General features: G+C 70.8%; 22 protein-coding genes. 9 read left to right on the top strand and 13 right to left on the bottom strand.

Features of this window, described 5'->3' with window-relative positions; translation table 11 throughout:
- The first annotated feature begins 14 nt into the window (after positions 1-14).
- A complete protein-coding gene (locus tag ACFE7W_RS19335) occupies positions 15-1316 on the top strand; it encodes a glycosyltransferase 87 family protein (RefSeq protein WP_375426461.1) in 1302 nt (433 codons plus the stop codon).
- A 58-nt stretch (positions 1317-1374) separates the two neighbouring features.
- Here the strand turns inward: ACFE7W_RS19335 and ACFE7W_RS19340 are convergent, their stop codons facing one another.
- The 3 genes from ACFE7W_RS19340 to ngcE are packed head-to-tail and all read right to left on the bottom strand — an operon-like array spanning position 1375 to position 4678.
- A complete protein-coding gene (locus ACFE7W_RS19340) occupies positions 1375-2277 on the bottom strand; it encodes a carbohydrate ABC transporter permease (RefSeq protein ID WP_375426462.1) in 903 nt (300 codons plus the stop codon).
- Entirely contained in the window at positions 2274-3266 is a 993-nt protein-coding gene (locus ACFE7W_RS19345; RefSeq protein ID WP_375426463.1) for a carbohydrate ABC transporter permease, read from the bottom strand. Before ACFE7W_RS19345 ends, ACFE7W_RS19340 begins: the two co-directional genes overlap by 4 nt.
- Positions 3263-4678 carry an N-acetylglucosamine/diacetylchitobiose ABC transporter substrate-binding protein gene (gene ngcE / locus ACFE7W_RS19350; RefSeq protein WP_375426464.1) on the bottom strand — a complete coding sequence of 472 codons (1416 nt, stop codon included), beginning with the start codon at positions 4676-4678 and terminating at the stop codon, positions 3263-3265. The genes ACFE7W_RS19345 and ngcE overlap by 4 nt, the downstream gene beginning before the upstream one ends.
- Before the next feature lie 296 nt (positions 4679-4974).
- Between ngcE and ACFE7W_RS19355 the strand changes: the two genes are divergently transcribed.
- The 3 genes from ACFE7W_RS19355 to ACFE7W_RS19365 all read left to right on the top strand — a co-directional run bounded on the left by ACFE7W_RS19355 (position 4975) and on the right by ACFE7W_RS19365 (position 10239).
- Positions 4975-5928 carry an N-acetylglucosamine kinase gene (locus ACFE7W_RS19355; RefSeq protein ID WP_375426465.1) on the top strand — a complete coding sequence of 318 codons (954 nt, stop codon included), beginning with the start codon at positions 4975-4977 and terminating at the stop codon, positions 5926-5928.
- Positions 5929-6166: 238 nt separating this feature from the next.
- Positions 6167-10060 carry a multifunctional oxoglutarate decarboxylase/oxoglutarate dehydrogenase thiamine pyrophosphate-binding subunit/dihydrolipoyllysine-residue succinyltransferase subunit gene (locus ACFE7W_RS19360; protein ID WP_375426466.1) on the top strand — a complete coding sequence of 1298 codons (3894 nt, stop codon included), beginning with the start codon at positions 6167-6169 and terminating at the stop codon, positions 10058-10060.
- Positions 10061-10062: 2 nt separating this feature from the next.
- Positions 10063-10239 (top strand): DUF6104 family protein, encoded by a 177-nt coding sequence (locus ACFE7W_RS19365; protein ID WP_375426467.1) that lies wholly within the window; start codon positions 10063-10065, stop codon positions 10237-10239.
- Between the two features lie 66 nt (positions 10240-10305).
- Here the strand turns inward: ACFE7W_RS19365 and ACFE7W_RS19370 are convergent, their stop codons facing one another.
- Genes ACFE7W_RS19370 through ACFE7W_RS19385 form a run of 4 tightly spaced genes read right to left on the bottom strand, consistent with a single transcriptional unit; the run spans position 10306 to position 13117 of the window.
- Positions 10306-10803 (bottom strand): GNAT family N-acetyltransferase, encoded by a 498-nt coding sequence (locus ACFE7W_RS19370; protein ID WP_375426468.1) that lies wholly within the window; start codon positions 10801-10803, stop codon positions 10306-10308.
- On the bottom strand, positions 10800-11771 hold the full coding sequence (locus tag ACFE7W_RS19375) for a zinc-binding dehydrogenase (RefSeq protein WP_375426469.1): 972 nt from the start codon (positions 11769-11771) through the stop codon (positions 10800-10802). Before ACFE7W_RS19375 ends, ACFE7W_RS19370 begins: the two co-directional genes overlap by 4 nt.
- A gap of 41 nt (positions 11772-11812) precedes the next feature.
- Entirely contained in the window at positions 11813-12238 is a 426-nt protein-coding gene (locus ACFE7W_RS19380; protein ID WP_375426470.1) for a VOC family protein, read from the bottom strand.
- Positions 12239-12262: 24 nt separating this feature from the next.
- Entirely contained in the window at positions 12263-13117 is an 855-nt protein-coding gene (locus ACFE7W_RS19385) for a helix-turn-helix domain-containing protein (RefSeq protein ID WP_375426471.1), read from the bottom strand.
- Between the two features lie 43 nt (positions 13118-13160).
- On the opposite strand from ACFE7W_RS19385, the gene galK reads away from it, so the two are divergent.
- Entirely contained in the window at positions 13161-14309 is a 1149-nt protein-coding gene (galK, locus tag ACFE7W_RS19390; protein ID WP_375426472.1) for a galactokinase, read from the top strand.
- A gap of 31 nt (positions 14310-14340) precedes the next feature.
- Here the strand turns inward: galK and ACFE7W_RS19395 are convergent, their stop codons facing one another.
- On the bottom strand, positions 14341-14745 hold the full coding sequence (locus ACFE7W_RS19395) for a hypothetical protein (protein ID WP_375426473.1): 405 nt from the start codon (positions 14743-14745) through the stop codon (positions 14341-14343).
- A gap of 205 nt (positions 14746-14950) precedes the next feature.
- Here ACFE7W_RS19395 and ACFE7W_RS19400 point away from each other — a divergent pair, with 205 nt between their 5' ends.
- Positions 14951-15202, top strand: a complete 252-nt coding sequence (locus ACFE7W_RS19400) for a WhiB family transcriptional regulator (RefSeq protein ID WP_091074038.1) — start codon at positions 14951-14953, stop codon at positions 15200-15202.
- 255 nt (positions 15203-15457) lie between these two features.
- Here the strand turns inward: ACFE7W_RS19400 and ACFE7W_RS19405 are convergent, their stop codons facing one another.
- The gene (locus tag ACFE7W_RS19405; RefSeq protein WP_375426474.1) at positions 15458-16915 is read right to left on the bottom strand and encodes a sensor histidine kinase; all 1458 of its coding nucleotides are present in this window, start codon (positions 16913-16915) and stop codon (positions 15458-15460) included.
- 126 nt (positions 16916-17041) lie between these two features.
- Here ACFE7W_RS19405 and ACFE7W_RS19410 point away from each other — a divergent pair, with 126 nt between their 5' ends.
- The 3 genes from ACFE7W_RS19410 to ACFE7W_RS19420 all read left to right on the top strand — a co-directional run bounded on the left by ACFE7W_RS19410 (position 17042) and on the right by ACFE7W_RS19420 (position 19204).
- Positions 17042-17383 carry a DUF3311 domain-containing protein gene (locus ACFE7W_RS19410; protein ID WP_375426475.1) on the top strand — a complete coding sequence of 114 codons (342 nt, stop codon included), beginning with the start codon at positions 17042-17044 and terminating at the stop codon, positions 17381-17383.
- The gene (gene mctP / locus ACFE7W_RS19415) at positions 17380-19014 is read left to right on the top strand and encodes a monocarboxylate uptake permease MctP (RefSeq protein WP_375426476.1); all 1635 of its coding nucleotides are present in this window, start codon (positions 17380-17382) and stop codon (positions 19012-19014) included. Before ACFE7W_RS19410 ends, mctP begins: the two co-directional genes overlap by 4 nt.
- Positions 19015-19129: 115 nt before the next feature.
- Entirely contained in the window at positions 19130-19204 is a 75-nt protein-coding gene (locus tag ACFE7W_RS19420) for a 50S ribosomal protein bL37 (RefSeq protein WP_369797015.1), read from the top strand.
- Positions 19205-19296: 92 nt separating this feature from the next.
- Here ACFE7W_RS19420 and rsrA read toward each other — a convergent pair whose 3' ends face one another.
- The 4 genes from rsrA to ACFE7W_RS19440 all read right to left on the bottom strand — a co-directional run bounded on the left by rsrA (position 19297) and on the right by ACFE7W_RS19440 (position 21772).
- Positions 19297-19578 (bottom strand): mycothiol system anti-sigma-R factor, encoded by a 282-nt coding sequence (gene rsrA / locus ACFE7W_RS19425; RefSeq protein ID WP_375426477.1) that lies wholly within the window; start codon positions 19576-19578, stop codon positions 19297-19299.
- Complete coding sequence (locus tag ACFE7W_RS19430; protein WP_375426495.1) at positions 19575-20207, bottom strand: sigma-70 family RNA polymerase sigma factor; 633 nt, start codon at positions 20205-20207, stop codon at positions 19575-19577. Before ACFE7W_RS19430 ends, rsrA begins: the two co-directional genes overlap by 4 nt.
- 90 nt (positions 20208-20297) lie before the next feature.
- On the bottom strand, positions 20298-20888 hold the full coding sequence (locus ACFE7W_RS19435; protein ID WP_375426478.1) for an alpha/beta family hydrolase: 591 nt from the start codon (positions 20886-20888) through the stop codon (positions 20298-20300).
- Between the two features lie 83 nt (positions 20889-20971).
- Positions 20972-21772 (bottom strand): SOS response-associated peptidase, encoded by an 801-nt coding sequence (locus ACFE7W_RS19440; protein WP_375426479.1) that lies wholly within the window; start codon positions 21770-21772, stop codon positions 20972-20974.
- Between the last annotated feature and the right edge of the window lie 28 nt (positions 21773-21800).

A 21800-nucleotide genomic window follows, 5' to 3' on the forward strand; every position in this document is an offset into this window, starting at 1 on the left:
GACGGGAAGGCTCAGTGTCTGCTCACGCCCTCTCCCCCACCCGACCGGGTTCGGGTCCCTTTCGCCGGCTCGCGGCCGGGTACGGCCGACGCCGCAGCGGTCGGACGCTGGTCCTGGTGTGGCTGGTCAGCCGGCTGCTCACTTTGCTGGTCCTGGCGTTGTTCGAGGCCTTCGTCGTCGGCGACGTCTTCTACTACCAGCGCAAGATCCACGCGCTTTTCGACGTCGGGCTGGCTGCCACCCTCAACGAGTACCCCACCCCCGTCACCTGGATCCTCTGGCTGCCGTACGGGATGACCGGAGGCAACCGGGCCGGCTACCTGGCCGCCTTCATCGTCTTCATGCTCCTCCTGGACGCGCTCTTCACCTGGGCGCTGTGGCGCAGCAGCGGCCGGCGGCACACCGCGGCCTGCGACTTCTGGCTGCTGTTCGTCTTCCTGATCGGTCCCCTGTCCTACCTGCGCTTCGACATCCTGCCGGCGGTGCTGGTCGGCGGCGCGCTGCTCGCGGTCCGTCGGCGGCCGGCGCTCGCCGGCGCTCTCACCGGCCTCGGCGCGGCCGTCAAGCTCTGGCCGGCGCTACTGATCGGACCGCTGCTCGCCCCGCGCGCCACCCGCCGTCCGGTCGCCTGGGGCTTCGTCGGCGTCGGCGTCGGCCTCGCCCTGGTCAGCCTCCTCCTGGGCGGCTGGGCCCGGCTGGTCTCCCCCCTGACCTGGCAGTCCGACCGCGGCCTGCAGATCGAGTCGATCTGGGCCACCCCGCTGATGCTGGCCCGGGCGGTCCGCCCCTCGGGCTGGCTCGTGGACATCTCCAAGTACCAGGCCTACGAGATCTTCGGGCCGGGCGTCAACCCGCTGCTGACGCTGAGCACCGTGGCCACCGTGGTCGGCCTGGTGGCCATCGTGGCCCTGTCGGTGCGGGCCTTCCGGCACCCGCAACCCTCACCGGTGGCGCTCGGCCTGGCCGTCCTGGCCACCGTGGCGATCATGACGATCACCAACAAGACCCTGAGCCCGCAGTACCTGCTCTGGCTCGGCGGGCCTACGGCCGCGCTGCTGCTGCTGCGCTCTGAGGATGACGCCACCGTGCAGCGCACGGTCGGCCGGCTGGCCGGTCAGCTCCTGGTCCTGGCGCTGCTGACCCAGCTCGTCTACCCGCTGCTCTACGACGGGTTCCTGGGACGCCAGGGCCACGCCGGGATCGTCGTCTCGACGCTGGTGACCTCGGTCCGCAACATCTTCCTGGTGGTCTTCACCGTGGCCGCCTGGCGGCACGCGTGGCTGCGCCTGGCCCGCCCCGCCGCCCTGCTGGACTGAGGGCGCCAGGCCGGCGCAACCTCTTCGAGGCCTCCGACCTGCTCAGGGCGCGGTTCGGCTACCGGGAGGTGCCCTGGGTGACCGAGCCCTGCAGCTGACGTTGGAAGAGGATGTAGACCACCAGCACCGGCGTCACCGTGATCACCACCGCGGCGAAGAGCGCCCCGAAGTCGACGGCGTACCCGGCCTGGGAGGCGAAGGCCGCCATGCCCTGGGAGAGGACGTAGTTCTTCGTGTTGGTGTTCAACGCCACCGGGATCAGGAACTGGTTCCACAGGCCCAGGAAGTTGAAGATCAACACCGAGGTGATGCCGTTCTTGGCCATCGGCAGCATGACCAGGAAGAAGGTCCGCCACTCCCCTGCGCCGTCCAGGGCGGCCGCCTCGGCGATCTCGTCGGGCAGGGCGCGAAAGAAGGAGAACAGGAAGAAGACGGTGAAGGGCAGCGCGAACGCGACGTAGGTGACGATCAGCCCCGGCAGGGTGTTCAGCAGCCCGAAGTTCTTCAGGGTGAAGAACAGCGGCACGATCGCCAGGAAGATCGGGAAGGTCAGCCCGGCCAGCATGGCGTAGTAGATGAGTCGGGTGCCGGGAAAGTGGAACCTGGCGAGCACGTAGGAGCACATCGAGCCCAAGATCATCACCAGCACGAGGGCCGACCCGACCACGATGATCGTGTTCAGGAAGTAGCTGCCGATGCCCGCGGTGGTCCACGCGTTGACGTAGTTGGCCAGGTTGAGACCGGTCGGCAGCGAGAACGGTGAGGAGAAGATCTGGCTCGTCGTCTTGAACGAGGTCATCAGCGTCCAGAGCAGCGGCAGCACCACGATCAGCGACCACAGCACCAGGACGGCGTGGGACACGGTCCCGAACGCCCGCTCCTTGGCCGGCACCGTGGACCGGTGGGCTTCTGGTTCGGACTCGCGGACCGTCCGGTCCGGCACCACCCCGGTCGCGGTCACCGTCGCTCCTCCCGGCCGCCGCTCAGCCGGTTGACCCCGAAGACGAGCGCCGAGAAGACGAGAGTGATGGCGGCCAGGACGACGCCCATCGCGCACGCCACGCCGAACTGGCCCTTGGTGAAGGCCGTGGTCAGCAGCTGTTGCGACATCACCAGCGTGGAGTTGTCCGGTCCGCCGCCCGGGTTCAGCGCGGCCATGTAGACGAACGCGTCCAGGGCGAGGATGCCCATGTACACGTAGGCGGTCTGCACGCTGTCACGGATCAGCGGGACCGTGATGCTGACCGCGGTCCGGAACCGGCCGCTGCCGTCCAGTCGCGCAGCCTCGAAGATCTCGGCCGGGATGCCCTTGATGGCGGCGACGAACAGCACCATGTAGAAGCCCACGAAGCCCCACACGATGACGAAGATCGTCGCCCCCAGCGCGGTCCGCGAGTCGCCCAGCCAGGGGAACGAGGCCGCACGGTCGACGCCGAGTGCCGTCAGCATCCCGTTCAGCACCCCGCTGCTCGGGTCGTAGATCCGGCTCCACATGATGCCGATGACGATGGCCGGGATGACGTAGGGGAAGAAGGAGACGATGCGGTAGAAGTTCGAACCGCGCAGCCCGCGGGTCTGTCCGTGGCTGCTGCCGCCGACGGTGAGCAACGAGGCCAGCGCCAGCGCCAGCACGATCGTGACCAGCGGCAGGATCAACACCAGGATCACGTTGTTCCGGATGGCGCGCAGGAAGATCGAGTCGGTCAGCACCCGGGTGTAGTTGCGCAGCCCGACGAAGTTCTGCGTCGGGGTGAAGCCGCTCCAGTCGGTGAGGGAGTAGTAGACGGCCTGGGCGAACGGGGAGACCACGAAGATCACGTAGATCGCCAGCGGCAGCCCGAGGAACACCAGCAGGAAGCTGACCCGGTCGACGGTCAGCGGACGGCGGCGCCGCCGGACGGGGGTGGCGGCGCCCCCGTCCGTCGGCAGCGGAGTGACCGCTGCGGTCACTTCACCTCGATCTTCTTGACCGAGTCGTCCTTGGCCACCTTGTCCGTGATCTGCTGCAGCGACTTGGTCAGGGTCGCAACGTCGGACTTGCCGTCGAGGAAGCTGTTCCAGACCACCAGCTGGTCGGTGTTCAGGCCGTAGTAGTCGACGAACTGCCAGGAGAAGATGTTCGTCCCGGCCGCCTCCAGCAGCGTGGTCTGGGAGACCAGGGCGGTGGAGCCGAACCCGTCGGCCGGCACCGTGCCCTTGACGATGGTCGGAGCGAGCAGCGTCTTGGCGAAGTTGGTCGCCGCGTCCTTGGAGAGCATCACCCGCAGCAGCTCCTTGCCGCCGGCCACGTTCTTGGCCTTCGACGGCACCACGAACGGCTCACCCGCCGTGCTGTGCAGCGCCTCGTACGGCAGCTTGCTGCCCGAGGTGACCGTCGGCTCCGCCGCGCCGGTCATCTTGAACCCGGACTTGGTCTGGTCCTTCATCTCGTTCTCGATCCACGACCCGGAGGGGTAGAGGATCGCGTCCTGGTCGTTGCTCCACTGGGCCTGGGCGGCGGTGAACTGGGTGCCCGAGCCGCCCGGTTTGAAGTAGCCCGCGTCGACGACCTTCTTCATGGCGGTGAAGACGGCCTGGACCGCGGGCTGGGACCAGCAGTCCGGCTTCAGGTTCTCCAGGGAGAGGCGCACGTCGTCGCCGCCCTCCTTGATCGCCGAGGCGATGGCCATCGTCTGGTAGTAGGTGGCCGCCTCCTTGCCCCAGGTGAACAGGTACTTCCCCTTCGCCTTGGCTTTCGCGCCCAGCGCGAGCGCGTCGTCCCAGGTCTTCGGCGGCTCCCAGCCGTTCTCGTCGAACAGCGACTTGGAGTACCAGAGCGCGTACACCGTGAGGCTGTAGTTCAGCGCGGCGAACTTGCCGCCGAAGGTGCCCGGGGTGAGCACGCTCTGGTAGAGGGTGTCGCGGATCTTGGTGCCCTCGAGGTTCGGCGCGTCGATGACGGAGTTGAGGTCCTCGAGCTGGTCGATGATCGTCGAGATGCCGATGGCGTTGGCGCCGGAGTTGTCGATCAGGTCCGGCGGGTTGCCGCCGACGAAGCGGGGCTGCAGCTCCTGGGCGATGTTGGTCGAGGGCGCAACGGTGGGGGTGACCGTGGGGTGGACGGCCTTGAGCTTGTCTGCGGCGTACTTGACGTAGTCGATCCCGTAGCCGCCCTTGAAGATCACCGCGTCGATCGTCGAGCTGTCGGCGAGGCCGAAGGGGTTGGTGCTGGACACCGCGCCCGCGGGGCCCGCGCTGGCCCCGGAGTCGCCGCCGCTCGCCGCGCAGGAGGCGAGGCCACCCGCGACCGGGGTCAGGGCGGCGGCCGTCAGGGCCAGCCGGAGGAAGTGTCGGCGCTGGAGGGTGCCTGGCTTGCTGTCCATCGTGAGCCTCTCGTCGTTGGTGCGGTTCTCGGCACTCGGTGCTGCGACGTAGGACGGACTCCCAAAGATGACGGACTCCACCCGCTGGTGGGATCCTAGGTCCGCGCCACGCCGTCTGCCGGTACGACAGACCGGTCCCGCCAGGACTGGTGGTGGAGACGATGACTTCGCCGTCGTACCTTCGGCCACTCAAACACAACTGCTCACGTGTTGCACTATTGCCCGTAGATATTGCACGAACTTGCAACATCGCCGACACATCGACCCCCGATGCTCGACCGGACGGAGGCTGGGACGTGACCGAGCTGTTCCTCGGGGCCGACGTCGGGGGCAGCTCGACGCGGGTGGCGGTCGCGAGCCTCGCCGACGGGATCGTCCAGGTCGCCTTCGGCGGGCCGGGCAACCCGAACGTCGTCGGTCCCGATGGCTCGACGCAGGTCATCCGCGCCACCGCCGAGCGCGCGCTGGCCGGCGTGCCCGGCACCGTGGTGGCCGCCGTGCTCGGCCTGGCCGGCGGCTCCCGGGTCGCCAACGACCCCGCGTTCCTGGCGGCGGCGCTGCCGGAGCGGGCGAGCGGTCCTCGGATGGCGGTGTCCGACCTGGCCGTGGCCTTCTCCTCCGCCACGCCGGCCTGGACCGGCTGCACGCTGATCGCGGGCACCGGAGCCGTGGCCGCCCGGCTGGTCGGTCTGGAGCTGCAGGACCGTCGCGACGGGTGGGGCTGGCTGCTCGGTGACGGCGGCTCCGGCTACTGGCTCGGCCGGGCCGCGGTCCGCTCGACGCTGCAGGCCCTGGACGAGGACGGTCCGCTGGACGGGCTGCACCGCGAGGTGCTGAGCGAGGCCGAGTCCACCGACTACCTCTCCCTGTTGCAGGCCTGCTACGCCCACCCCCCGACGTGGCTGGCCCGGTTAGCCCCGCTGGTGAGCCGCTGGGCCGACCAGGAGCCGCGGGCCGGCGCCCTGGCCGACGAGGCGGCCCGGCTGCTCGCCGTCACCTTGTCCGGGCTGGTGCCACGCGTCCGGGAACCGGTGGTGCTCGCGGGATCCGTGCTGGACGGGGCCGCCGGAGCAGACCCGGGACCCGTCGGCCGTCGGCTGGTCGCCCGGCTGCCGGAGGACCTGACCCTGCTGCAGGGCGGGTCCGGACTCGTCGGAGCCACCTGGATCGCCGCCCGTCGGCACGGGCCGACCGGCGACGACCTGCACGGCCGGCTCAGCAGCACGGTGGCCTCCGCGCGACGAGGCTGACGGTGCCGCCGACGGCTGGCTGAGGACGACGGCGGCCGGCCCGCGGGGCGAGGCAGGCCACGCGCGACCCGCCGGCGAATGCACCGCACCAGTCGCTCGCTGGTCTGCTGTTGTGGGTAACCTGGGACCCGGGCTTGCCCGCGTGACGTCGACGTCGATTGTCCGGGCGGGCCCACGGGCGGATGCCCGTCAGACGACCACGACGGCAAGACGCACGGAAGAAGGCGACTCGGTCACCATGCCCGACCTCTCGAGCTCCACGACCACCTCCGGCTCCGAGGAGATCGACTTCGGAGCCAACGACTGGCTGCTGGAGGAGATGTACGAGCAGTACACGGCCGATCCGGGCTCGGTCGACCAGACCTGGGCCGCCTACTTCCGCAGCCACGGCGCCCCGGGCAGCACCCCGGACCCGACCCCGACCGCGTCGACGAGCACCTCGAACGGGAAGGCCTCCCCGACGCCGAGTCCCTCCCGGTCGGTACCCGCGAAGGCTGCCGACCCGGCCCGGCCCGCGCCCGCGCCTGTGCCCGCCACGGGCCCCACGGCACCGTCCAACGGTCACGCCGGCGCTCCGGCTCCGGCCGCGGTGACCCCCCCGACGCGGTCGGCCACCACCTCCAGGCCCAACCCCACGGTCGAACGGCCCTCGACCAACAAGGAGGGTCGGCCCACCACCCCCGGCACCCGCGGCGGCGTGCCGGCCGACCCGCCCAACCCGTCGGACCGTCCCGACGTGGCGTCGGAGGAGCCGGTGCGCACCACCCTGCGCGGCGCCCCGGCCCGCACGGCGAAGAACATGGACATCTCGCTGACCGTGCCGACCGCCACCAGCGTGCGGTCCCTGCCGGTCAAGCTGTTGATCGACCAGCGCGTGGTGGTCAACAACCACCTGCGGCGCTCCCGCGGCGGCAAGGTCTCCTTCACCCACCTGATCGGCTACGCCATGGTGCAGGCGCTGAAGAGCGTGCCCGCCATGAACAACGGCTACGAGCTCGTCGACGGCAAGCCCACCATGGTGGTGCCGGCCCATATCAACCTCGGTCTGGCCATCGACCTGCCCAAGCCCGACGGGACGCGCCAGCTGCTCGTGCCCAGCATCAAGAACTGCGAGAAGCTCGACTTCGCCCAGTTCTGGGCGGCGTACGAGCAGATGGTGAAGAAGGCCCGCGCCGGCCAGCTGGCGGTCACCGACTTCGCCGACACCACGATCACGCTGACCAACCCCGGCACCATCGGCACCAACCACTCGGTGCCACGGCTGGTCGCCGGCCAGGGCACGATCATCGGCGTCGGCTCGATGGACTACCCACCGGAGTTCCAGGGGTCCGACCCGGACCGGCTCAGCGACATGAGCGTCTCCAAGGTGATGACGCTGACCTCGACCTACGACCACCGCGTGATCCAGGGCGCCCAGTCCGGCCAGTACCTGCAGCGGCTGCACGCGCTGCTGCTGGGCGAGGACGGCTTCTACGACGACATCTTCGCCGACCTGCGGATCCCCTACGCCCCCATTCGCTGGGCGCAGGACGTCAGCACCGACCACGAGGACCAGATCCCCAAGCAGGCGCGGATCATGGAGATGATCAACGCCTACCGCGTCCGCGGTCACCTGATGGCCGACACCGACCCGCTGGAGTACCGCCAGCGCGAGCACCACGACCTGGACGTGCAGACCCACGGCCTCACCCTGTGGGACCTCGACCGCTCGTTCGCCACCGGCTCGTTCGCGGGCGGGCAGGGCGTGATGAAGATGCGCAAGATCCTGGGCATCCTGCGTGACTCCTACTGCCGCACCACGGGCATCGAGTACATGCACATCTCCGAGCCGGCCCAGCGCAGGTGGATCCAGGACCGGGTCGAGCGTCCGCACGAGTCACTGCCCCGCGAGGAGCACCTGCGGATCCTGGACAAGCTCAACGAGGCCGAGATCTTCGAGACCTTCCTGCAGACCAAGTTCGTCGGTCAGAAGCGGTTCAGCCTCGAGGGCGGGGAGGCCGCGATAGCACTGCTCGACGAGGTGTGCGAGCAGGCCGCCGACACCGGTCTGGAGGAGGTCTGCATCGGCATGCCGCACCGCGGCCGGCTGAACGTGCTGGCCAACATCGTCGGCAAGTCCTACGCCCAGATCTTCCGCGAGTTCGAGGGCAACATCGACCCCCGGACCGTCCAGGGCTCTGGTGACGTCAAGTACCACCTGGGCTCGGAGGGCCGGTTCACCGCGCTGAGCGGGGCGAAGATCAAGACCTCGGTCGCAGCGAACCCGAGCCACCTCGAGGCGGTCAACCCCGTTCTCGAGGGGATCGCCCGGGCCAAGCAGGACATCCTCGACCGGGGTACGGAGTTCCCCGTCCTGCCGGTGCTGATGCACGGCGACGCCGCGTTCGCCGGCCAGGGCGTGGTCGCCGAGACGCTCAACCTCAGCCAGCTGCGCGGCTACCGCACCGGCGGCACGATCCACATCATCGTGAACAACCAGGTCGGGTTCACCACCTCCCCCACCGAGTCGCGCTCGTCGGTCTACTGCACCGACGTGGCCCGGATGGTCGCGGCCCCGATCTTCCACGTGAACGGCGACGACCCCGAGGCGTGCATCCGGGTGGCCCGGCTGGCGTTCGAGTTCCGCCAGCAGTTCCACAAGGACGTCGTCATCGACATCATCTGCTACCGCCGGCGCGGTCACAACGAGGGCGACGACCCGAGTTTCACCCAGCCCAAGATGTATGACCTGATCGAGAAGAAGCGTTCGACGCGCAAGCTCTACACCGAGGCCCTGATCGGTCGGGGTGACATCACCGTCGAGGACGCCGAGGCGGTGATGAGCCGCTTCCAGCAGCGCCTGGAGAGCGTGTTCAAGGAGGTCCGCGACCCCGAGCTGCCACCGCGCGAGTCCGGCTACAGTCGGGTGCCGGCGTACCCGAGCAAGGCCGCGGCCAAGCACGGCACCGCGGTGACGCTGGAGACCCTGAAGAAGGTCTCCGACGCTCACACCACCTTCCCGGACGCCTTCCACGTGCATCCGAAGGTGATGCCGCAGCTGCAGCGCCGGGCCGCCGCCATCACCCAGGGCCCGATCGACTGGGCGACAGGAGAGATCCTGGCCCTCGGCTCACTGCTGCTGGAGGGCCGGACGGTCCGGCTGACCGGCCAGGACACCCGTCGCGGGACCTTCGTCCAGCGCTTCGCCGCCATCGTCGACCGGGTCAGTGGTGAGTCCTGGGTGCCGCTGAAGCATCTGGACCACGAGCAGGGCAAGTTCCACGTCTTCGACTCGCTGCTGAGTGAGTACGCGGCGATGGGCTTCGAGTACGGCTACTCGGTGGCCCGGCCCGAGGCGCTGGTGCTGTGGGAGGCCCAGTTCGGGGACTTCGCCAACGGCGCGCAGATCATCATCGACGAGTACATCGCCTCCGGCCAGGCCAAGTGGACGCAGAAGTCGGGCGTCGTGCTGCTGCTGCCTCACGGCTACGAGGGCCAGGGCCCGGACCACTCGTCGGCCCGGATCGAGCGCTTCCTCACCCTCGCGGCTGAGGACGCGTTCGCGGTGGCGCAGCCCTCCACCCCGGCGAGCTACTTCCACCTGCTGCGGGCCCAGGCCCTCGGTGAGCGGCACCGTCCGCTCATCGTGGCCACCCCGAAGTCCATGCTGCGCAACAAGCAGGCCGTCTCCTACCCCGAGGACTTCACCTCGGGCAGCTGGCGCCCGGTGCTGGCCGACCCGACGCTGGCCGAATCGACGGGGGCCGACCCGGCGCAGGTCGAGTCGGTGCTGCTCTGCTCGGGCAAGGTCCGCTGGGACCTGGTGAGCGGTCGGCAGAAGGCCGGCCGCGAGGGCAAGGTCGCGATCATCGGTGTGGAACGGCTCTACCCGCTGCCCGCGGCCGAGATCGCCGCAGAGCTCAGCCGGTTCCCGAACGTCGATGAGGTGCGGTGGGTGCAGGACGAGCCGGCCAACCAGGGTGCCTGGCCCTTCATGGCCCTCAACCTGCCGCAGGCGCTGCTCGAGGCCGCGCCCGGACAGCGCTGGGAGCTGGTCCCGGTCACCCGGGACGCCTCGTCGGCCCCGGCCGTCGGCTCCAGCAAGGTGCACGAGAGCCAGCAGCGCGGCCTCGTCGAGTCCGCCTTCGCCTGAGCGTGTACTTCACCGACAGGGGCATCGAGGAGCTGGCCGGTCGCAGGGGCGAGGACGAGGTCTCCCTCGCCTGGCTGGCCGAGCAGCTGCGGACTTTCGTCGACCTCAACCCGGAGTTCGAGACCCCGGTCGAGCGGCTGGCCACCTGGCTCGCCCGGCTCGACGATGACGAGGACTAGCCGATCGGGCTGAGGGAACCGTCGCGCCCTGAGCTAGTCGAAGGCCTCGAGGAGGTTTGCGCGGCCTCAGGGGAGGGCGGACCGGACCATCCGGATCTCGAGCCGCTCGAAGTAGGGCTCGAGCTTCTCGCTTCCGTCGGGCACGAAGCCGTGGGCGGCGTAGAACCGCCGGGCGCGGGCGTTGTCGCGGAACACCCAGAGGGACGCGGCCGCCTCGCCGATCGCGGCCGTGATCAGCAGGTGCCCGAGCCCGGTTCCCCAGTACGCCTGCCGGACGTAGAGCGCGTACAGCTCCTGATCGAGGGCGAGGTCGTCGTCCCGGCTCGCCCCGGCCGCGGCGAACCCGACCACGTCACCGGCGTCCTCCGCCAGCAGCCGGCCGGGGAACCCCGCCAGGATCCGCCGCCACCGCTCCACCCGCTCATCGATCGCGGCCAGCACGACGTCCAGCCGGTCCTGCGGGACGAGGCCGGTGTAGGCCTCACGCCAGCACGCCAGGTGGCACCGGCCGAGCCCCTCGGCGTCGTCGGGCAGGGCCTCGCGGATGATCACCGCACCGTTCACGGCTCGAAGATGATCTTGCCGAAGACGTCCCCGTTGATCATGGCCTCGAAGCCAGCCGCGGCGTCGGCCAGCGGCAGCACGCGGTCCACCACCGGCCGGATCCCTGTGGTGGTGAGCATCCGCGTCAGCGCGACCAGCTCGTCCCGGGTGCCCATGGTCGACCCGACGACGCGGAGCGGCTTGAAGAAGATCTTGGTCAGCTCCGCCTTGGCGGGCGCGTCGCCGGAGGTGGCGCCGGAGATCACCACCGTCCCGCCGGGCCGCAGCGAGTTGATCGAGTGCGACCAGGTGGCGGCGCCCACCGTCTCCATCACGGCGTCCACCCGCTCCGGCAGCCGCGCGCCGCTGGCGAAGGCGGCGTGGGCGCCCAGGTCGAGGGCGCGCGCCTGCTTGGACTCGCTCCGCGAGGTCACCCAGACCCGGATCCCGGCGTGAGCAGCCAGCACGACCAGCGCCGTCGCCACTCCTCCCCCGGCCCCCTGGACCAGCACGGTGTCGCCCGGCTTGAGGCCAGAGGAGGTGAACAGCATCCGGTACGCGGTGAGCCAGGCGGTCGGCAGGCAGGCCGCGTCCACGAAGGACAGCTCGTCGGGCAGCTCCACCAGGTTGGTCGGGGGCACCCGGACCGCCGTCGCGATCGTCCCGGGATGGCGCTCCGACAGCAGCGACCGGCGCGGGTCGTGGGTGGGGTCCGTCCCGGCGAAGGACGGGTCGGTGAGCACGGGGTACACCAGGACCCGTCGACCGTCGGAGGTCGTCCCGGCCGCGTCGCAGCCCAGGATCATCGGCAGCCGGTCAGCGGGCAGACCGACCCCCCGCAGGGACCAGACGTCGTGGTGGTTGAGGGCTGAGGCGGCGACCTGGACCTCGACCCAGCCCTCGGGCACGGGCGGCGGATCGATCTCGGCCACGCGGAGCGCCCGCAGCGGCTGGTCGGCGTCGGCGGCGGCGGCGTAGGCAGCGAGCATGACCGCAGCCTAGAGCTCCCCCGTGGGCCGGAAGGAGGTGCTCAGGGACGGTAGGGCTCCCCCGGGTAGGTGCCGAAGGTCCACTGGTTGCCTTCGGGGTCGCGCAGGGCGACCTCGCGGCTGCCGTAGTCCTGCTCGGTGGGCGCATCGGGCAGGTCGACTCCGACCGAACGGGCCCGGACCAGCACCGCGTCGACGTCGGTGGTGACCACGTACACGGCCGAGCTGCCGGGCTGTTGGGTGAAGGGCCCGTCCGGCTTGTGGCAGCCGAGCATGACACCGCCGCCCTCGGGCCAGTCGAGCTGGGCGTGCTGGATGACGCCCGCGTCGTCGGCGTAGCTGACGGTCTCGACGAACCCGAGGGCGACCAGGAAGTCGATCACGCCGCGCGGGTCGTGCGCCTGGAAGGCGGGCCAGACGGTCGGCGGGTGCGGGGTGGCCTGGGTTGCTGGGGTGTCGTCGCTCATGGCCCGAGGTTGGCACAGGTGCGGCTACGGCGCTTGGACGTTCGCGACCTCGGCCGCCACCCAGCCGGTCGGGCTCAACCCGGTGAACGCGGTGAACTCGCGCACCAGGTGGGCGTGGTCGTAGTAGCCGTGACGGACCGCGACGGCGCTGAGACCGAGCGGACCCGGTGCGCGGGCCGCCAGGGCCACCTCCCGCCGCGCCGCCTCGAAGCGCATCAGCCGCGCGGCCACCTTGGGCGTGACGCCCAGCTCGGCCCGGAAGAGCTGGGCGAGCCGCCGCGGACCCACCCCGACCGCCTCGGCGACCTCGGCCACGCTCGCCGACCCGCCGCGGACCTCCAGCAGCCGCCAGGCCCGCACCACCTCGGTCCGCACCCGACCGGGAGCGCCCGCGCGCAGCCGGGCCAGCAGCCAGCCCAGCACGACCGCGTACCGGTCGGGCCAGGTCGCTGCCCCGGCCAGCTCCTCGCAGACCCGGTCGGCATCGGCCCCCAGGATGGCCCGGCCGTCGAAGCCGTCGGTGGGCAGCGCGCCCGCCGGCACGTCGAACAGCCGGTGCGCGCCCAGCGGGCTGACGTCGACCTGGACGCCGCTCCAGCGCCCCGGCTGGGCCACGAACGCGGGCTCGGTGTGCAGCCCGCTGAGAGTCACGTGCTGGTGCTGGACCCGGCCGGCGGCCCAGTCGGCGGAGGTGACGGCCACGCCGAGCGGCTCGTCGGGAGCCAGCACCAGGGTGAGCGAGCGGCCGGGCAGACCCCGGTGGACCCCCGGCATGAGGCCCGCTCCCCCGTAGCCGGCCACGGATCCGACGAACGGCCGCAGCGGTGCGGGCAGCTCGGCGGGCGCCGGCGTCGTCCACAGGTCGGTGTCGCCCTCCACCGCACCAGGATGCACCCGGTGCCCGCCCGATAAGGTCGTCCAGGTGAGTTCCGCCGACGTCGACGCCGTCCTCTCCGCCTTCACCTCCCGCTTCGGGCGGGACCCCGAGGGAGTATGGGCGGCCCCGGGCCGGGTCAACCTGATCGGCGAGCACACCGACTACAACGACGGCTTCGTGATGCCGTTCGCCCTCGCGCAGGCCGTGACGGTCGCCGCCGAGGCGCGTGCCGATGGCCGCTGGAGCGTCACCTCGCTCAACCAGGACGAGACGCACCAGTTCGGTCCCGACGACCTGGTGCCGGGGATGGACGGCTGGCACGCCTACGTCGCCGGGGTCGTCTGGGCGCTGCGCGAGGCCGGCCGCAAGGTGCGCGGCGCGGACCTGGTGCTGAGCTCGGACGTCCCCGTCGGCGCGGGGCTGTCCTCCTCCGCAGCCCTGGAGTGCGCGACCCTGGCCGTGCTGGCCGACCTGTCCGAGCTCGAGATCGAGCCGCTGGAGCGGGCCAAGCTGGCGCGGCGCTGCGAGAACGAGTTCGTGGGAGCTCCGACCGGCCTGATGGACCAGGCCGCCTCCACCCTGTGCACGGTGGGCCACGCCCTGTTCTTCGACTGCCGCTCGTTCGAGACCGAGCAGGTCCACCTGGCGCTGGACGAGGCAGGGCTGGAACTGCTGGTGCTGGACACCCGGACCCCGCACGCGCTGGTCGACAGCGAGTACGCCGCACGCCGCCGCAGCTGCGAGGAGGCGGCGCGGCTGCTGGGCGTGCGGGCGCTGCGGGACGTCACCGATCTGGACGCCGCGCTCGCCGCGCTCCCCGACCCCGAGATGCAGCGCCGGGTGCGCCACGTGGTCACCGAGGACGTCCGCGTCCTCGAGGCGGCGGAGATGCTGCGGCAGGACCGGATCACCGACCTCGCCCCGCTGCTCGACGCCTCGCACGTCTCGATGCGCGACGACTTCGAGATCACCGTGCCGACCGTCGACCTCGCGGTCGAGACGGCCAAGGCGGCCGGAGCCCTGGGCGCCCGGATGACTGGCGGCGGCTTCGGCGGCTGCATCATCGCCCTGGTGGCGGCCGGGACGGCCGACCAGGTCGCCGCCGCCGTCGCCACCACCTTCGACGCGGCCGGCTACGGCGCCCCGAGCCACTTCCTGGGCCGGCCCTCGGCCGGGGCCGGCCGGATCCGGTAGCGCTGCCCGCCCAGTCAGGTGCGGAGTCCGCTCAGTCCGCAGCGTCGGGGCCGAGGAAGGCGCGCGTCGAGGACGGCAGCAGCAGGCAGACCAGGGCGGTGGCCGAGACCAGGCCGAAGACCACCCCCACCGCGGTGGTGGGCGGCTCGCGGAAGCTCCAGCCGAGCAGCAGCAGGATGAGCTGGGTGACCACCGCGAGACCCCGGCTCCACCGACGCCACCGTAGGACGCCCCGGGCGACCGCAGCCAGCACCACCGCGTAGCCGAGCATGATCAGGGCGACCCCGGTGCCCACCACGGGCCGGGAGCCGCGGATCTGGCCGACCTCGAGCACGGCGTAGACCAGGGCGGCGGCGGCCTGCAGGGCCAGCAGCGTCGCGGCGACGGACAGGGACGGCGGGCGGGACGTCGGGGTCCTCGGCGTCGGGTCGGGCACCTGGCCAGCGTACGGTCCGGCCCCGAGCGGGTCCTGTAACAGGATCGGAATGTGAGGGACCTGACGCGAAGTGGCTCTTGTGCGCATCCGGAATTGTTGAAAAGGTTATCCCTGGTGCCGAGCCGCTCAGTGTAGAGGACCTGCGGCACCCACGCCGCTGGGGACATCACACCTCCAGCACACGATAAGAGGAGCGAGTTACCGTATGGATTGGCGCCACAAGGCAGCCTGTCTGGACGAGGACCCCGAGTTGTTCTTCCCCATCGGGAACACCGGTCCGGCCCTGCTCCAGATTGAAGAAGCCAAGCAAGTCTGCCGGCGCTGCGACGTCCGCGACGCGTGCCTGCAGTGGGCGCTCGAGGCAGGTCAGGACCACGGGGTCTGGGGCGGGCTCAGCGAGGACGAGCGGCGGGCGCTGAAGCGTCGCGCGGCTCGCGCGAGGATCCGCACCGCCTGAGCAGTAGCACCACCAGAAGACGCCGGGAGCTCCGCTTCCGGCGTCTTCTGCGTCCGGACCCAAGCCGGATCGCGCGCCTCCGTCGAAAGGAGGAGCCGGTGAAACATGTTCTTCGTTTCACCGGCGACGACGTCGACGGAGGGCTGGAGCGCGATCCGCGCCCGAGCGGAGCGAGGGCAGAAGGCACGTCGACGGAGGGCCGGAGCGCGATCCGCGCCCGAGCGGAGCGAGGGCAGACAGCGCGGAGCGGGCCCATCAGACGGGTATCTCGAAGACTGCTCTCGTGCCCGGGACGTCGGTCCGCGGGCCGATGATGAAGCAGCCCTCCATCTCCTCGATCAGGGTGTTCACGATGGAGAGCCCGAGGCTGCGCGACTGCCGCCAGTCGAAGCCCTCGGGCAGACCGCGGCCGTCGTCGGTGATCTCCACGCGGAGCTGACCGTCACGCCGGCTCGGGCGCACCAGCACCTCCCCGGACGTGCCGGCCATGCCGTGCTCGACGGCGTTCTGACACAGCTCGGTGACCACCATCGACAGTCCGGTGGCCATGTCGGCCGAGACAACTCCAAAGGTGCCCCGTCGAACGGCCGACACCCCGGCCGCGGTGGAGGACACGTCGCCCACCATCTTGAGCAGTCCGTCGACCACGCGGTCGAACTCGACGGTCTCGTCGAAGGCCTGCGACAGCGTCTCGTGCACGATCGCGATCGAGGCGACCCGTGACATCGCGTCGGTCAGCGCTACCTTCGCCTCCGGTGACTCCATCCGCCGGGCCTGCATCCGCAGCAGGGCCGCGACGGTCTGCAGGTTGTTCTTCACCCGATGGTGGATCTCGCGGATGGTCGCGTCCTTGGTGACCAGCTGACGTTCCTTGCTGCGCAGGTCGCTGACGTCGCGGCAGAGCACGATCGCACCGACGCGCTCGCGGCCGTCCAGCAGCGGCAGCACCCGGACGGTCAGGTGGGCGTGGCCGGAGACCACCTCGGTCCGGCGGGCGATCCGCCCACCGAGCACCGACGTCACCGACTCGTCCACCGGTCCAGGGCCGGTCGGCGCCAGCGCCGCGGTCAGGCTCGGCAGGTGCTCGTCGACCAGGTCGCCGATCAGCCCGAGCCGGCGGTACGCGCTGACGGCGTTCGGGCTGGCGTACTCGACGTCGCCGTTCACGTCGACCCGGATGAAGCCGTCGCCGACGCGCGGTGAGAAGGCGAGGTTCGAGGTGTCGGCGGGCAGCGGGAAGGCGCCGACGGTCACCATCCGCGCCAGCACGGCCCCGGTGCTGGAGTAGGCCGTCTCCAGCGAGCTGGGGGCCTGGGTCCCGAGCTGGCTGGTGTGCTGCTCGACGACCGCGATCACCCGTTCGGCCAGCTTGACCGGGATGGCGTGCGTGTCGACCGGCATCCCCGCCTGCAGCTTGGCCGCGCTGGTCTGGGTCATCAGACCGCTGCCGAAGGCCTCGGAGACCAGGTGCTCGGGTGAGTAGGCGATCAGGTCACCGACCACGTCGTCCACCAGCGCCGTCGGGCCGGTGTTGGGCCGGATCTGGGCGACCGCCCAGAAGACGTTCTCGTCCCGGTCGGGAACCCAGAGCACGAGGTCGGAGAAGGACAGGTCTGCAAGGAGCTGCCACTCCGAGACGAGCAGCTTCAGCCAGCGGTGGTCGGCGTCGGAGAGCTCGGTGTGCTCGGCGATGATCTCAGACATCGACGGCATGCAGACACCCTATGTCGGCCCGGCCGGCGCCACGCCGCGCCGGCCAGCCCCGTGATCACCGGCGGTGTCGCACGCTAACGTGCTGTCCGGCCCCGCAGTGGTGGCCGCTCGAAGGAGGCCCCCCGCATGGCACACGCGTCGCCGACCAGGCCGAGCACCAACGGGCCCGGCGGGCCCGACCCGCGCTGGCGGGTGACCCCGACCAAAGCGGTCGTGGCGGTCATCCTGCTGGTCGCGATCGTCCTCCCGCTGCTGGTCTCCACCTACGACCAGGTGGATCCCCGACTCTTCGGCTTCCCGTTCTTCTACTGGTACCAGCTGCTCTGGGTGTTCATCGCTGCTGCGCTGTGCGGCCTGAGCTTCCTGCTCCTCAAGCGTGAGGCCGCCGACTACCAGCGCCGTCTCGACGCGGACCGGGACGAGCCGGAGCAGGGCGAGGCCGGCATCCACCCGAGGCGGTCCCGATGAACATCAACTGGGTCACCCTGGTCGTGGTGATCGTCTTGTTCGTGGCCGTCACCGTGATGGGCTTCCTGGCGGCCCGCTGGCGGCGCCCGACCAACCTGGAGTCCCTCCACGAGTGGGGCCTGGGCGGCAAGAGCTTCGGCACCATCACGACCTGGTTCCTGCTGGGCGGGGACCTCTACACCGCGTACACCTTCATCGCCGTCCCCGCGGCGATGTGGGCCACGGGTGCCGTGTCGGGCTTCTTCGCGGTGCCCTACACGATCGTGCTCTACCCGGTGATCTTCTTCTTCCTCGGTCGGATGTGGTCGGTCGCGCACCGGCACGGCTACATCACCACCGCGGACATCGTGCAGGGCCGCTACGGCACCCGCAGCCTCAGCCTGGCCGTCGCCATCACCGGCATCCTGGCCACGATGCCCTACATCGCCCTCCAGCTGGTGGGCATCCAGGCGATCCTGGAGGTCATCGGGCTGGGCGGTTCGAGCGCGCTGGCCCGGGACCTGCCGCTGCTGATCGCCTTCGCCGTGCTCGCCGCGTACACCTACTCCTCCGGGCTGCGGGCGCCGGCGATGATCGCGGTGGTCAAGGACCTCCTCATCTACATCGTGATCGCGGTCGCGATCATCCACCTGCCGGGCCTGTTCGGCGGCTGGGGCAGCATCTTCGACGCCGCGCAGACCAAGATGGCCGCGCCGTCGGCGGCCAACCCGAAGGTGGCGACGGGGGTCTTCATCCCCGGCGCCGCGACGCACTGGGCGTACGCGTCGCTGGCTCTCGGTTCGGCGATGGCCCTGTTCATGTACCCGCACTCGGTCACCGCCGCCCTCAGCTCGAAGGACCGCAGCACCGGCCGCCGCAACGCGGCGATCCTGCCCGCGTACTCGCTGCTGCTGGGGTTGTTGGCCCTCCTGGGCTACATCGCGATCAAGGCGGGCACGAAGCCGATCGGGCTGGACGGCAAGCCGAACCCGCAGCTCGTCATCCCTCAGCTGTTCGAGGACCACTTCCCCAGCTGGTTCACCGGGGTCGCCTTCGGCGCCATCGCGGTCGGCGCGCTGGTGCCGGCGGCGATCATGTCGATCGCGGCCGCCAACCTGTTCACCCGCAACATCTACCGGGCCTACCTGCGGCCCGGAGCCGACGACAAGCAGCAGGCCAAGGTCTCCAAGATCGTCTCCCTGGTCACCAAGGTCGGGGCGCTGCTCTTCGTGCTGCTGCTGGACAAGCAGAACGCGCTCAACTTCCAGCTGCTCGGCGGCATCTGGATCCTGCAGACGCTGCCCTCGCTGGTCTTCGGGCTGTTCACCCGCTGGTTCCACCGTTGGGCGCTGCTCGCCGGCTGGGCCGTCGGGATGCTCTACGGCACGCTGACCGCCTACAGCGGCTGCACCGCCTGCACCACCCGCTCGTTCGGCAACTCGCTGGCGATCGTGCCCGGCCTGGGCAAGGCCGGCTACATCGGGCTCACCGCCCTGGCCCTGAACCTCGTGGTGCTCGTGGTCGGCACGGCGATCCTGCGGGCGCTCAAGGTGGGCAACGGCACCGACATCACCGCCCAGTCGGACTACTTCGCCGACGTGGACGACCCGCGGGTCGAGCCCGTGCTGAACGCGCACACCCCGGTCCACTGAGGGCCGAGCGGTCAGATCGGGAGAGGGCTCTGGCCCGCTGAGGGTTTGACACGTCGGTGGGCAGGCGGGGGTGTGGCAGAATGGGCGACCGACTCGACCAGAAGGAGGGACGCAGATGGGTAAGACCGGCCGCAAGCGTCGCGCCCGTAGGAAGAAGGGCGCGAACCACGGCAAGCGCCCCAACGCCTGAGGCGACGACCGACTCAGCAACGACGAAACCCCTCGCGGATCTCCGCGGGGGGTTTCGTCATCTCTGTCCCTGAGCTTGCCGAAGAGCAGTCGTCAGGGCGCGTCGTGTGCGGCCTGGCGAGCCGCGGACAGCCGGGTGAGCACCTTGGCCCGGAGCTCGGTGGGGGCCTTGTCCCCGCCGCAGCAGCGGTTGACCAGCGTCTTCACAGCCTGCTCGACGTCAAAGCGGTCCAGGCAGGGCTCGCAGGCCACCAGGTGCTCGCGGATCTCGTCGCTGCTGGCGGTGTCGAGCTCATGGTCGAGGAACTCATACACCCGCTCGAGCATGTGCTCGCACTCCGCCGACGTGGCCCCCCGCGCAGTGTCGTCGTTCACTTCCGCCCCCCTTGGCGTACGAGTCCGCGCTCGCGCGCGTAGTCGGCCAGCAGTACCCGCAGCTGGTTGCGGCCCCGGTTCAGCCTCGACATCACGGTGCCGATCGGGGTGCCCATGATGCTGGCGATCTCCTTGTAGGAGAAGCCCTCGACGTCGGCCAGGAAGACCGCGAGCCGGAAGTCCGGCGCCAGCTGCTGCAGGGCCTCCTTGACGTCGGAGTCCGGCAGGTTCTCCAGCGCGACGGTCTCAGCGGACTTGAGGCCGCTCGAGGTGTGCGACTCGGCGCGGGCCAGCTGCCAGTCCTCCACGTTCTCCCCGTCGGAGAGCTGCGGCTCGCGCTGCTTCTTGCGATAGGAGTTGATGTAGGTGTTCGTGAGGATCCGGTACAACCACGCCTTGAGGTTCGTCCCCGGGGTGAACTGGTGGAACGAGGCGTACGCCTTCGCGAACGTCTCCTGGACCACGTCCTGGGCGTCGGCCGGGTTGCGGGTCATCCGCATCGCGGCCGCGTACAGCTGGTCCAGGTACTGCAGGGCGTCGGACTCGAACCGCAGGTCGCGCTCGGCCGGCGTCTCGGACTCACGGGGGTCCAAGGCCACGGCTGCGGGGGAACTCGTCGGGATGCTCATCACGTACGAGAGTACCGGCGAGGAGGAGACGGGCCGGTCGGCCAGGGTCGCGGTGTTCGCCATGTGCGGTACAACACGCCGACCGCGGTGCTATTCCCCGGGGTCGCCGGTCGTCAGGAACGCCGCCACCTCGGCCACGAGACGCTCGCGCAGGTCGGCCGGGGTGAAGGCGGACCCCTTGAGCAGCCGGAACCCGTGGTCGGCTCCGGGCAGCTCGACCACCCGGATGCCGGACGCGCCGAGCACGGCGGTCCGGACCTCCTCGACCGTGCCGAACGTGTCCCGGCTGCCTTGCAGCACCAGCCGCGGGACCGTCGGGGCGGTCAGCTCGGCCACTCGCGAGCGTTCGGGTTGCCCTGGCAGGTGCAGCGGGAAGGCGAGGCAGACCACGCCGGCCACGCCAGTGACTGCGGCCGTCCGGCAGGCGACCCGCGCACCCGAGCTGCGCCCGCCGCCGAACACCCGCAGTCCGGTCTCCGACGTCAGCGCGTCGAGCCCCGCGGTCAGCTCCAACCACGCCTCGTCCAGCAGGGGCGGTCGGACGGCGACCTTGCGGCCGGCCAACCGCCAGGGCTGCTCGACCCGGACCACCGTGACCCCGAGCGGGGGCAGCCGACGCGCCAGCAGGGCGAGGTCGGCCGCCTGCGGTCCGCCACCCGCCCCATGGCCCAGCAGCAGCACGGCCCGTGGGTCGTCCGCGTGGTCGACGTGCAGCCGACCGGGTCCCTGCGCAGTCGGCTTCTCCCAGACCTCCGGGTCGTCCCTCAGAGCAGCCGGCCCTGGTCGCCGGGCTCGGGCTCGTCGCTCTCGGCCAGCGGCTCGAGCAGGGACGGGTCGTTGTTCTGCACGCTGTTCACGGCGGTCGAGACCGCGTACGCCTCCAAAGCGTCGGCCTCGGTCACCGCGAGCAGCTCCAGCACCTGCGCGGGGTCGGTCAGCGCCGGGTCGAGCCAGCGGTCGATCGACTCGCGCGGGACGACCATGGGCATCCGGTCGTGGATGTGCCCCGCGGCGTCGGTCGCGGTGGTGGTGATCACCGAGCAGGTCCGGAGCCAGGCCGACTCGTCGTCGCGCTCCTTGCTGGGGTCCCGCCAGATCTCGTAGATCCCGGCCATCACCAGCGGGCCGCCGTCGGTACGGTGCAGGTAGAACGGCTGCTTCACCGGCTTGGCGGCCTTCTTCCCCGGAGCCGGCGCAGCGAGCGGGCTCGGGCCTGCCGGCGGGCTGTACCACTCGTAGAAACCGGCGGCCGGCAGCAGGCAGCGGCGGGCGCGGAAAGCCTTGGCGTAGGCGGACTTCTCCGCCACCGTCTCCACCCGCGCGTTGATCATCCGGGAGCCGACCTTGGCGTCCTTGGCCCAGGAAGGCACCAGACCCCAGACCAGCGGAGCCAGCCGGCGCCGGACCTCACCGGACTCCTTGAGCCGCCGTTCGAAGACCGCCGGGACGGCGACGGTCGGGGCGACGTTGTAGTCGGGTCCCGGCAGGTCGTCGAAGAGGTCGTCCACCTCGAACTCCTGCGCGAGCTGCGCCGGCGAGGCGGTGGAGGCGTAGCGACCGCACATGCCGCCACGCTACCGCGGGGGTCGGGCT

It is taken from the genome of uncultured Friedmanniella sp. (genome assembly GCF_964244285.1).
Classification (GTDB): domain Bacteria; phylum Actinomycetota; class Actinomycetes; order Propionibacteriales; family Propionibacteriaceae; genus Microlunatus.